The organism is Dysgonomonas mossii (assembly GCF_004569505.1).
GTDB lineage: Bacteria > Bacteroidota > Bacteroidia > Bacteroidales > Dysgonomonadaceae > Dysgonomonas.
On the sequence record NZ_SPPK01000003.1, the window covers coordinates 178,884 to 191,694 of the forward strand.

7 protein-coding genes are annotated in these 12,811 nt (G+C 37.4%); 1 reads left to right on the top strand and 6 read right to left on the bottom strand.

From position 1 onward, the window contains the following. Nucleotides 1-23: 23 nt before the first annotated feature. The 6 genes from E4T88_RS10710 to susR all read right to left on the bottom strand — a co-directional run bounded on the left by E4T88_RS10710 (nt 24) and on the right by susR (nt 10,941). Nucleotides 24-1,478, bottom strand: coding sequence for an endo-1,6-beta-glucanase (locus E4T88_RS10710; RefSeq protein ID WP_135105439.1), 1,455 nt, complete (start codon nt 1,476-1,478; stop codon nt 24-26). Nucleotides 1,479-1,552: 74 nt separating this feature from the next. Further along, nucleotides 1,553-3,001 carry a glycoside hydrolase family 30 protein gene (locus E4T88_RS10715; protein WP_135105440.1) on the bottom strand — a complete coding sequence of 483 codons (1,449 nt, stop codon included), beginning with the start codon at nt 2,999-3,001 and terminating at the stop codon, nt 1,553-1,555. A 71-nt stretch (nt 3,002-3,072) separates the two neighbouring features. Next, the gene (locus tag E4T88_RS10720) at nt 3,073-4,440 is read right to left on the bottom strand and encodes a DUF5016 domain-containing protein (RefSeq protein ID WP_228093882.1); all 1,368 of its coding nucleotides are present in this window, start codon (nt 4,438-4,440) and stop codon (nt 3,073-3,075) included. A 24-nt stretch (nt 4,441-4,464) separates the two neighbouring features. Next, nucleotides 4,465-5,985 carry a RagB/SusD family nutrient uptake outer membrane protein gene (locus E4T88_RS10725; protein WP_135105442.1) on the bottom strand — a complete coding sequence of 507 codons (1,521 nt, stop codon included), beginning with the start codon at nt 5,983-5,985 and terminating at the stop codon, nt 4,465-4,467. 12 nt (nt 5,986-5,997) lie between these two features. After that, entirely contained in the window at nt 5,998-8,988 is a 2,991-nt protein-coding gene (locus E4T88_RS10730; RefSeq protein ID WP_135105443.1) for a SusC/RagA family TonB-linked outer membrane protein, read from the bottom strand. 306 nt (nt 8,989-9,294) lie between these two features. Continuing rightward, entirely contained in the window at nt 9,295-10,941 is a 1,647-nt protein-coding gene (susR, locus tag E4T88_RS10735; protein WP_135105444.1) for a SusR family glycan utilization regulator, read from the bottom strand. A 248-nt stretch (nt 10,942-11,189) separates the two neighbouring features. Here susR and E4T88_RS10740 point away from each other — a divergent pair, with 248 nt between their 5' ends. Further along, on the top strand, nt 11,190-12,578 hold the full coding sequence (locus tag E4T88_RS10740) for an alpha-L-fucosidase (protein WP_135105445.1): 1,389 nt from the start codon (nt 11,190-11,192) through the stop codon (nt 12,576-12,578). Nucleotides 12,579-12,811 lie beyond the last annotated feature (233 nt).

The following is a 12,811-nucleotide window of genomic DNA, read 5'->3' on the forward strand; positions in this document are numbered from 1 at the left end:
CAGCTTTTAATATTTCAACCGATTCATTTCCAAATGCACGAAATTACAGAACTCGCCGGTACGTTGTAGCTGAATGATTTGTTTCCAAGTTGTACTGTAACAGTGTGCTGTGTAGGGGTGTCATTTAGCAATACGATAGAATAGGTTTTGTCGGGATTTTCAAATGCCGAATAGTAGATACCTTCTATTGTTTGTCCTTCCGACTTAATGCGATGGCTACCCGGTTTTATAACTTTTGACAGATGAGCCATTGTATAGTAATGACTATTTTTGTCTGTTGTTTTATAATCGTTAGAGTCTATCGTGATGCAACCCAAACAAATATCACATCCGCCCGGACGGTCGGGGCCATGCTTGTCGTCAAGCATATAGTTCCACATGATAACAGCTTTGTTATAGTTGTTGATCGTACCGATACAAACCTCACGCATGTTCCACATCAAGTCTTTTGCAAATGAATATCCTTCACCCCAAAGCCCGATTGACATTTCTGTGAAATATAAATTCTTGTCAGGACGGCTGTTGTGAATCTTCAGCAACTCCTCTTTATCACCTCCATAGGCATGAAAAGCAGCACCATCGATATATTTTGCAGCATCCGCGTCTTCATATATTTTCAATGGATATTGTTTCTGATCGAAGTTTTCGGCTTTATCTTCATCGTAGTTGTAATTATGATCATACACCAATATTTTAGTTTTTATGCCTGCTTTTTCAAATGCCGGGCCTAATGCAGATTTTACAAAATCTCGTTGTTCCTGCCAAGTCATATATAGAGACATGGAATTACCTCTGTTCAACGGCTCATTTTGTATTGTTACAGCATCTATCTTGAAGCCTTCTGCTTCCATTGCCTGAATATATTTTACAAAGTAGGCAGCATAATCTTGATAATATTTAGGATTTAGCTGTCCGCTTGTCCAAGAGTCGAAAGGTTTTAGTTCTTGCAGGTTGTTTACCTTCATCCATTTAGGGCAAGACCAAGGTGAGGCCATAATTTTCACATCCGGATTAATCGCCTTTATTTCTTTCAGAATTGGAAACAGATCGCGTTTGTCATATTCATGCATAGCGAAATTTTCTATTCCCGGTTTGTCACAATATGTGTATTCGTCTAACGAAAAGTCCGAAGCCCCCAGTGATATACGGATATAGCTGTATCCGTACCCATTCACCGGATCGAATGTTTCTTTCAGTAGTGTAGTTCTGTCCTCGGCTGTCATCTTTAAAAGATTATAACAACTTGACCCGGTTATGGCTGCACCAAAACCGTCCATTTCCTGATATTTCTCTTCAGGATATAGTGTTATTATATTGTCAGTAGCTTTTGTGTCTGATTTAGCAGAAAACGCTACCGAGTCTTTTTGCATTGTCTTTTCTTTATCTGCCGTAGTAGTGTATATTTCTACATACTCCTTCTTCTCGGTACAAGAGAATAGGATAGAACAGAAAAGCGCTGCGTAAACAATTTTTTTCATGAGCATTTAAATTATTCAAATTTCAAAAAGGAGTCTGCATAGAATGAATTCTATACAGACTCCACCAAACAATCTTATTTCAATATAAATGACGCAATAGCCAAATTCGGAACGTTGTACACGAACCGTTTGCTTGTTGCTTGATCTTTTACTGTAAGATTAATACTATTGCCGGATTTGTTGACAATCACAAGGCCTTTGCTGCCATCAGGATTTAAGAAAGCAGTAGCTGTAACTCCATCAGGAAGTGTCCCAAGAAATGAAGTACTAATCATTTTTGCTCCGCTTCGGCATACCTTACCAAAGTGCCCTAATAGATAATATTCGAGCTCTTTCTTATATACATCTCCATCTATAGTTACAATTCCTCTGCAATCTTCGCAAAATACTCCTCCCGGAGTAACGGGGCCATGTTGCGAATTAAGCGCAACGTTGAACATCATATAGTTGCTAGATCCGTTTTGTATACATGGTACAAGAAAGTCTGTAAGATAATAGAATAGGGTTTCCATTTCTGTACCTGTATTCCATCCTCCTCCTGATAATTCTGTTTCGTATATACTTTTATCAGGAAATTCTGCTTTAACAGGATTGATAGCCGATGGATTCCCTGCATAACCATGAAATGCTGTTCCGGCGATATATTGATTTGCGGTAGCATCTCGTAATACGTTGATTGCGTAGCTATAAATGTCGAAGTTGTGGTCTAGTATTAATATTTTAGTTGTAATACCCGCCGTTTTGAATTTAGGGCCAAGATATTTTCCTATTATTTCTGCTTGTTCCTGCCATGACATTTTCATAGAAGGGTGCACGCCTGATTCGAAATCGGCTTCGTTTTGCAATGTAATAGCATCAATTGTAATTCCTTCAGCTTTCATTGCCTCTACATATTTTACAAAATAGGTAGCATAAGCATCATATACTTCAGGTCCTTTAAGTTTGCCTTTATTTAATTGTCCACTACTCTTCATCCATGCCGGAGGTGACCATGGGCTCGCTATCAGCTTAATTTTAGGATTAATCGCTAGTATCTCTTTCAATACAGGTAATAAATCACGCTTGTCTATTTCAGGAATTGCAAAGTTTTCTATTCCCTCTTTATCACAATATGTATATAATGCCATCGAAAAATCGGAAGCCCCAATACATAGCCTTAAGCTTTCTAATCCTGCACCTTCTTTCGGATCGAACAGCTCTTTGAGAACCTTTGCCCGAGCTTCGGCACTCATTTGTTGGAGGAGATATGCCGACGAGCCTGTAAGACCACCACCAAATCCATCTATTGTTTGATATTTCACAGTGGGATCGAGGCGTAATACAACGTCTGTAATGTCATTCGAATACTTGATCGGAAGTTCTTTCATCATATAAACTTTCGATTGAGTAGTCAGCCACATTCTTACGTCATTATTCTCCGTAGGCCCATTCTGATCATCATCTGTTGATCCCGGATCGGTATTATGATCGGTGCATGCTATAGCCAGAAGCAGAGATAATACAGGTATTAAATATTTTTTCATGTTTTTTTATCGTTTATTATTGGCCTGTACTTTTTTCGTACAGGCCAATAAGGATCTAAGTTGTGCTTAATTTAAGGAAGAGTTACACTCTCTGCTGTAACTACCTTAGTTGCCAGATTGATCGTTATTTTATAGTTGCCTGATACCGCTCCTTCTGCAGCATACCAGTTACCATCAGTCTTCCCTAAATCTGTATCTTTGGCCAATATAGAAGGCATCGTGAAGTTTGTTGATTTCTTCTCATTAGCCCATGATCTGTTTTCAAATGGTTTGAAGTTCGCTTTAGATGCATCGAAGTAGACTACAGCCTGATATGTGTCTGCTGCCACTTTACGGAAAACAATAGCTTGCAATGGGGCGTTGAAGTCCCATGTTGTATGTGCTCCGGGTTTCACTTTCGACGGATAACCAAGACCTTCTCCGGCGGCAAGCAATACGTTTGGATATTCTCTTACCGAAGGATCTATTATGGCTACTTTGCGAGTTTCGCTATAATACAGATCATAGCTTCCTGTGTCGCCAATAAATTTGATCTTATCCTCAGCTGTACGTACAAAGTAATTGAGATCATATACAATATCTGTAGAAGCAAGATCGGCGAATAGGTTTATTTCCTGATCTTTCTCAAATGTGCGTGATAGTTTCTTAAATGCTTCACCACTCGCTGTTACATCGCCAAAGTTATCTATTACAAGGTCGTTAGGATTGTATTTGTCTCCGGCTAAGCTTGTTGTAAACTTATAGTTGTCAAATACAATATTTGTAATATAGTCAATACTTGTGTTCGCAGTAGTAATATAGTCACCGGTTTCATCTACCAATTGAACGGCTCCTGATTTACTTCCCCATACATGTCCTGAGAAATCGATCTGATTATCTGTAGTAATTTTCTCAGCAATTCTGTAACGGATACTATTTGCCTTGAGCTTAAGTTCAGATGATTTGTACTTATCAGATTTCAAAGCTTCAGGAGTTAAGGTAATTACCTGTCCATTATCCAGTACAAGATATAATTTGCTATAATAAGTCCTTTTTCCTTTCACTCCTGTGATAGTACCTGTCGTTTGATCTCCTTCAACATTCGTTAGGGTTAAAAGAACTTCAACGCTTGCGTCTTCCGGCAGTTCGCTTGTATAGGCAACCTTAAATTTAGAAGATACTTCGGTGCTATTACCAGCAGTGCGTATTGATTGCTGTGCAACAAGCACGTCGTTCACTATCATTTTCATTTCCAATGTCGAAAGAGGAGTCGTAGGATCAGAAACTTTCGCCGTGATAGTAACAGAATCCCCATAAGAAAATGTAGAAGGATTGATTGCCGCCGACTCAATTACCGGTGTTGAATGCGGAAATACTTTTCTTGTATCTTCTTCCTCACATGAGGCGAGGAGAATACATGAGCACAATCCGCACATAATTGCTTTATATATAGATTTCATATTTTTCTGCATTTAATTTATAGATTAATAGCCAGGGTTTTGAACAAGATTAACATTCAGGTCTAGTTCGCTTTGAGGAATCGGCCACACAAGTTTATTTTCATTCAGACGAGATGCATATGCGTTCTGATGGTCGGAAGCGGATCTCATTACCTGAATAAAACGACCTCTGCGTTTAAGATCCATCCAGCGTTTTCCTTCGAAAGCAAACTCAAAACGATTCTCGTTTTCTATCGCTAAGCGCATAACATCTTTCGTATTAGCCGGAGTGTCAGCCAAGTCTACACGTTTTCTGATTTTATTTACCAGATTTTTTGCTTCACCTATATTCCCTAATTCATTTTCTGCTTCGGCTAATAATAATATTGCTTCCGGAAGACGGAATATAACGATATTACCGGCCTCTTGAGATCTGAGTTTATAGCAATAAGGATATTTGTTAGAAGGCCAATACTTGTCTGTCCATTTACCTGTAACATCTCCAAACATGATAGATGCATCTCTACGTACTACATCTCCCGCAGAAGTGAATGCTTTGTACAAATCCTGACTTGGTGTATTGAATTTTTTCCAGTCGATGCCGTAGAACATCTGTGCTCCCCAGTTTCCTAAAGTAGACCAGCTATTGTAATCTACCTCGAAGATGGATTCCTTGCAATGTTCATTTACCAGATTTACACTAGGAAGGACTCCGTTAGAAGGTGTTTCGGCAACGGCAAACAAGTCATCGTAGTTATCCATTAATCCATAACGAGTATCGTCTACAACCGCTTTGGCGTACTGTTTTACTTTGTTCCAGTCTGTATTTTCAAAACCGTCTTTGGTAGCATATACTTGTGCTTGTATAAGATGTACAAGCGCTTTGGTAATCTTAAACTTGTTTGCTGAATAATCCATCACGTTTGCTTCGGCATATTCCAAGTCATTTACAATCTGGGTATAGATATTTTCTACAGTTTCTTGTTTAGGATACAACAATGGGTATATAGTATCAATATTGCTAATGCTTATTTCAGGTACATACTGTGTAATTAAAGGCACACTTCCATATATGCGAACAAGATTAAAATAACACAATGCTCTCATAAAATGAGCGTCACCTGCTATTTGGCCTCTACGTTGCTCTGTTAGAGCAGTATCTTTAATTTTAGGAATCCATTCTATAATTGTATTTGCCTTCGATATTTGAGAATATAGATATCCCCAGTCGCGCTTTACACCACCATTAGAAGCTGAAACTCTAAGCTCATCAAATTGCATGGTCATCTCTTTCGGTTCACCGGCATAAGCGTTATCCGATTGGGCATCATTCATTATATACCAGTCTAGTTGCCAAAATTCGTTAGCATAATCATTATATGCACCTGTTAGCAACTGTTCCATTTGAGTGGCTGTGGTATATTCGGTAGAATGGTCTTTACCTCCCGATCCCCAGTTTTCATTTGTTAGTTCCGAATCAGGTGACTCATCAAGGAAACTATTACATGAAGCAAGGGCCATACATGTAACTGTTCCTAATATTATATTTTTTATATTGTATTTCATTGTATTCAATTTTTAGAATGTTAAATTAAGTCCAAAAATAAATGTACGAGATTGAGGATAAGTTCCATAGTCTATACCTAACTGTGCTGCATTACCACTGTTTGTCCAGCTTAATTCAGGATCGTATCCTCTGTATTTTGTTAATGTAAACAAATTGTTTACTGTTCCATATACACTCAGTTTAGATAGACCCAATGGTCTTAACGTTTTTTGATTGAATGCATAAGATAGAGTCAGGGATTTCAATCGAATAAATGAACCGTCTTCAACAAAGCGTGAAGAGTTTAATGAATTGGTAAGAGCCCCTGCTCTTGGTACGTCTGTAATCATACCCGGACGAACCCATCTATTTAATACAGTTGTAGTTTGATTTTTGGAGTCGAACATTCCTTCCGAATCAATTCTTGAGGCGTTGAAAATGTCATTGCCATAAGATCCATTGAAGAATGCACTCAGAGTGAAATTCTTCCATGAGAAATTATGTGTAAATCCGAATGTGAAATCAGGTTGTGCATTACCGATAATTGTTCTATCTCCTGAATCAATCACTCCGTCTTTGTCTACGCCTGCAACTCCATTATTATTCAGGTCTTTATAGATGATGTTTCCTGTGTCCGGATTAACTCCTTCTGCAACGTATCCGTAGAATGCACCCAAAGGTAGTCCTTCTTTAATCATGATTACATCATCGCCATTACTCTCTATATTAGCTACAGTAAACTGAGGAGTTAAACCTAGTTTAGTAAGCTCGTTTTTATTAAACGACATATTAAGAGATGCATCCCATTTAAATTCACCTGTTAGTATCTGTCCATTCAGGTTAAATTCGAACCCTTTATTTACCATCTCTCCGTCATTACGCATCGGTAATGATGCTCCTACTGTAGAAGGTAATGTAATATATAATAAAAGGTCTGTAGTCTTTTTATAATATGTTTCAAATTCTGCTGTTAGTCTCGAATTGAACAATGATAAATCTAACCCTGCATTATATTGAGTTGTAATTTCCCATTTCAAGTCACGATTTCCAAGTCTTCCCGGAGTTATGGCAGGTCCTTGTCCTGTGGTTTCTTGTTTGCTAATATTATATTTATCATACAGGTCATAGTTTCCGATACCTCCTTGGTTACCATTACGTCCCCATCCGATTCTTAATTTAGCATCGTCAACGACTGAGGTTAGAGGTGCAAAGAATTTCTCACTAGAGAAACGCCATCCTGCAGATAGTGAAGGGAAATAGGCCCATTTATGATAAAGTTTTGAAGATCCATCTGCACGGAAATTTGCAGTGAATAAATAACGGCTTTCATAATCATATTGTACTCTGGCCAAATAAGACATCAATGAGTTACCATCTTTAGATGTATAAGCATTATTTATTTTGTTGGCCATATTCAGAGTCATTGTTTTGAATGTTGTATTTTTTACAAAATCCTCAACAGACATGTAAGAGTTGTTGTGTCTGTAGCGTTGCATAGTAATACCTCCCAAAGCAGAAAAATTATGCTTATCGTCAAATTTCTTACTATAAGACAACACGTTTTCACTTTGCCATGTCAAATAACCATCATCAACGTGTTCTCCACGTCCATTCGCTTGACGTCCATATTGAGTTTTAATCGGATCGATGAATTTATCCCAAGTATGTGAAGTATAGTCTACTGAGAATCTAGGTTTGAAATGTAGTCCTTCTAGCAGGGTGAAATCTAATTCCAGATTACCCATAAAACGATATTCTTGGTTCTTGTCATAAGTGTTTGCTTGCGCATAAGGATTTTCCCATGACGATTGGAATGGATTTGTCGAATATTGATCTGGTTTTTCAGGATCCCATATAGGCATAAATGGAGGCGTGTTGAGTATAGACATAATAACACCGCCACGACCAGAGTTTGCATTGTCTGTTGCATCCATGCGTGAATTACGAGCAAAACTTAGGTTTGATGCAATCTTGAACCAAGGCTTAACTTCGGTAGAAAGATTACTTCTGAAAGAATATCTGTCATAGTCGGCAGGAGAAATAATACCTTCTTCTTTTTGGTAGCCTCCCGACACATAATAATTGGTTTTATCTGTGCTGCCCGAAATAGAAACCTGATAGTTTTGTTGAACACCTGTTCCATACATTTCTTTGGCCCAGTCTGTATAATTCTGATTTGTGCGGTCTACACTTATGCCGATTTCACTCATCAAATCATAGTACTGATTTGTATTAAGTGTTTTTATTTTTTTTGTAACATTTGAGAACCCTGCATACATATTCACGTCTACCTGAGTTCTTCCTTTTGCTCCTCTTTTGGTTGTAATAAGAACAACACCGTTTGCTGCACGGCTACCGTAGATAGCAGCAGATGAAGCGTCTTTCAATATCTGCATGCTCTCAATATCAGTTGGAGAAATGTTGGTAATGTCATTCGTAATGATACCATCTACAACGTAGATCGGGTCATTGCCTGCATTAAGTGAAGAAGCGCCACGCACGCGAACCTGAATCCCTACTCCGGGTTTTCCTGATGGTTGTATTACTTGTACACCAGCTGCTTTCCCTTGAAGAGCTTGTTGTGCCGATATAATCGGTCTGTCTGCCCATTCGTCGGCAGATACGCTGGCTACAGATGTGGTGAGGTCGGCTTTACGCTGAGTTCCGTAACCGATGACAACAACTTCGTCCAGATTTTGTAATGCTTCTTCTAAAGTGACGTTGATAGTTGTTTTGCCCGCTACTGCAATTTCTTTAGTCTTCATTCCCACATAAGAGAATACAAGTGTAGCGTTGTTTGGTGCAGAAATAGAATATTTTCCGTCAACATCAGCCATTGTTCCGGTAGTAGTGCCTTTCACAGCTACACTAGCTCCGATAATAGGTTCTCCGGTTTGGTCGGTAACAATACCCGAGATGCTTACTACATCTTGAGCCATTACTGTACCGGAAACCAACAAAGCAAAAATTAGACAAATCTTATACAAGAATTGTTTACTTGTTCGTTTTTTATTACATTCCATGATTTCTTTAGGTTTAAATGTGATTTTGGATTTTTGGTTACATAATAGTGTATACTAATACTACTGTAAAATGTACAGATTAGAGGTTATAACTGAGAGTCATGCCATGGTATTATAAAAATTTAGATTATTGATTAGGAAATATTTATTTTCCGGTATTAATTATCTCAAAATTATGGGTATAAATGCCTGTAACTTTTTTTTGAACCAAAAAAGTAGTGTTTCGATATGCTTATATTTCTGTATTACAGTATATTGGTGTTTGTGCTGTAGGCTTAAAAAGTAGTGATCTTAAGGTGTTTTAACTTATCTGTTTCTCTGTATAATGCCAATTCTCATCACTAAGTTCTCAAACTCGTCACGCGATACAGCGGCTTTATTGCGGGCTTTGGTGCGGTAGTTATAGATGGTGCTCAATGAATAGCGAAGGAAGCTTGCAATCTTTACACTATCTGTTATTCCTAAACGGATCAGGGCAAATATCCGCAATTCGGTATTGAGTAATTCTCCGGGCTTAAGAACTATCTGCTCTTCGCTTATAAGAAGGGTATTGAAGTCTTCTACAAATGTAGGATAAAGACTTAAGAATATATTATCAAAATTCTTATATAATTCTTCCAGCTCATTGTCAACAAAGGCTGTTGACTTTAGTGTTTTGAACAAATCATCCAGTTGGTTATTCGCAGCCTTCTTATTCAGAGATTTGCGATAATCCTCCAATTTGGTGATGTATGTTGAGCACAAATCGAAGAAGTGCGCAATATATTCCTCTTTTATATGATTTGATTCAGATAGCTGAATATTTACCTCTTTGAGCTGCTTGTTGGTATCCGTAATTCCCTGATTCAAGTCGATCAGTTTTACATTCGCTCGATACAATTCTTTCCTTATTCGCGAAACTCTCTTCATTTGTTTGTAGACGTATATCACAGCAACGATAAGGAATACGGTGAGGATACTAATAAGTATAAGGTATAATTGTAGTTTACTTTTTTGTTTTGCCTCTTTCGCCTGATAGGCTGTATTAATAATTGAGTAAAACTCTGAAATACCTATCGTCCTGAATCTTACATTGCAAAAAACAGCGTCATCGATAGACGACTTGGTAAATTTATAAGCCTGATCTATGTCCCCTTCTTCATAGTAAACCAACGCCAGACTTTGCAAGGAGGCGTTATCTTTTATTGAGTTTTTAATATCCGATAGGGCTGAAAGAGCAAAATATTTTTTTTGCAGGTCCTGCTTCTTTTTATTCTCATAGACTTTCCCCAATAGATATGCCACAAAAGCATAATCCGGGTCATCTTCCGGTATTTCATCCATGAGTTTCAGAAGGCGGTTTTCGGCAATTTCTATTTGTCCTTGATAGAATATTTTCTCGGCATATGTTATTCGATACCTCACAGAACTAGAGTCTAAGGCTGTGAGTAATGAGTCTCTATAAGCTTCATTTATCTGAAAATAAGCGTGCCTGTCATTGCTTTGCGCATAATGTCCGTAAAACTGACTATTGGATTCAAAGTAAAGTGGAACTAATTTTCCGGATAATGATTTTCTGTCAATATGATTTAATATATCCTTTGCTTCGAGGTACATTCCTGTTGCAGAGTATAATAGCGACAAGTTTAGATTGGTTTCGTTGATAACGTCCATGCTATTTAACTTCTTCGCTATATCTTGATTCTTTTCCATATAGTAAACTGCCGAATCCATTCTGTATTTCCTGTATTCTTTCGACAGTTTGAAATTTATATCATATTCTTGTGCAAGAGAGAGATCTGATATGTGTAAGAGCTGTTTAAGGCTATTTATCTTTTGCTCTTTCTTTTCATCATAGTATTTTTTGTTATTTATTGCTTTATTCAGTTCATTAATATAACTGTTCCCTATATCGTTTGCAGATACGATAGTAGCAAGAGAATATAAAAATAGGATGATTGGGAGTTTTCTCATATCATAAAGAGCTTATGAAACAGGATCAGACTTTTTTACTTAATAGTGCGAAGTTAATCAAAAAAATGTATCAATATATTTTATTTAATTTTTTCATTCTTAAAAAAGTCTTCATAACAGATCAAAATATAACAAAAAATAATATCAATATAGATAGCTCAAAAGTATTATGAATTTTCTATATTATTTTCTGTTTCATCCTTCTCCAAAATACTTATATTCGCATAAATTAAAACCCTTTATTTATTATGAAAAAATGCCCATTATTAATTCTTAGCCTGTTTTTTATTTTGTCCGGCTATTCTCAAGTAAAATCATTACCCGATCTCCAGCAAGAGTTTATAAACCTGCGTTTTGGAATGTTTATCCATTTCAATATCCCTACCTTTATGAGTGATGATTGGGCCGACCCTGATGCTTCACCCTCAATTTTTAATCCTCGAAAGTTAGATTGTAATCAATGGGCCAAAACAGCAAAAGAAGCCAACATGACTTATGGATGCCTTACCACCAAACATCATAGCGGCTTTTGCATTTGGGATACCAAGACTACAGACTATAACGTGATGAATAGCCCATTGAAGCGCGATGTTGTAAAGGAATACGTAGATGCTTTCAGAAAAGAAGGTCTGGGGGTAATGTTGTATTACTCCATCCTGGATACACATCATAAATTACGTCCGGGCTTTATTAGCCCTAAGCATATAGATATGATAAAAGCTCAGTTGACAGAACTCCTTACCAACTATGGCGAAATAAAAGCCCTGATAATCGACGGGTGGGATGCTCCGTGGTCACGCATTTCTTACGACGAAATACCTTTCGAAGATATATACTATCTGATCAAGTCTTTGCAACCCAATTGCCTTGTGATGGATCTGAATGCAGCAAAGTATCCTACTCAGGCATTATTTTATACAGATATAAAATCGTATGAACAAGGTGCTGGTCAGCATATTTCTAAAGACAGCAATTCTCTGCCTGCTCTGTCTTGTCTGCCAATAAATTCGGCTTGGTTTTGGAAAGAAGATTTTCCTAAAACGCCAGTAAAAGATCCGGTGAAATTGGTTAACGACAATATAATACCATTCAATAAGGTCTATTGCAACTTTATTCTTAACGCTGCTCCGAACAGGGATGGATTGATCGACGATAATGCTGTTGCCGCTTTTCGCCGGATAGGTAAATTGTGGAAAAATGAAGGAGCATTAAATAACTTGCCCAAAAATGAAGCTCCGATTATCTCTTCGAATATAGCAAAGTTTAAGCCGGCAAATTCGAGTTGGAGCTGGGATATGCAGCTCATGGATTTTGCGAATGATGATAATTTCAAAACAGGATGGGAGTCAAATCCATTGGTAAGCAAACCATGGCTGGAAATAGAGCTAGGCAACAATGAACAGCCATTCAATATGATTACAATAACTGAGAAAAATAACAATAACGATATACAATCTTATAAATTGGAATACCTCCATAATGGAAAATGGCAGACTATTTTTTCAGGCACAAAATCGGATGTCATTAAAATACATAGGTTTGATAAGGTATGGGGAAATAAAGTTCGCATATCAATAGAGGAATCTAAGGGCTCTCCAACTATAGCAGAATTTGGAGTTTATAACGAACGAAGATAAATTGAAAAAGAGGAGATTTCTTAAAAATCTCCTCTTTTGTTTATTTCTAGATTTTCGATAAAGTAGATGTGTCTATTCTATCATTCCTCAGATTTGTTTTGCTCAGCTGGCTCTGTTTTGTATCAAAAAAAGCCTCTCTTTCCTTATATATCAGAATCTCAGTTGTTATCATTGTTATACAATAAACGACAAACGGAATAATTATAAAGTACGGAATATATTCTACATTTCCG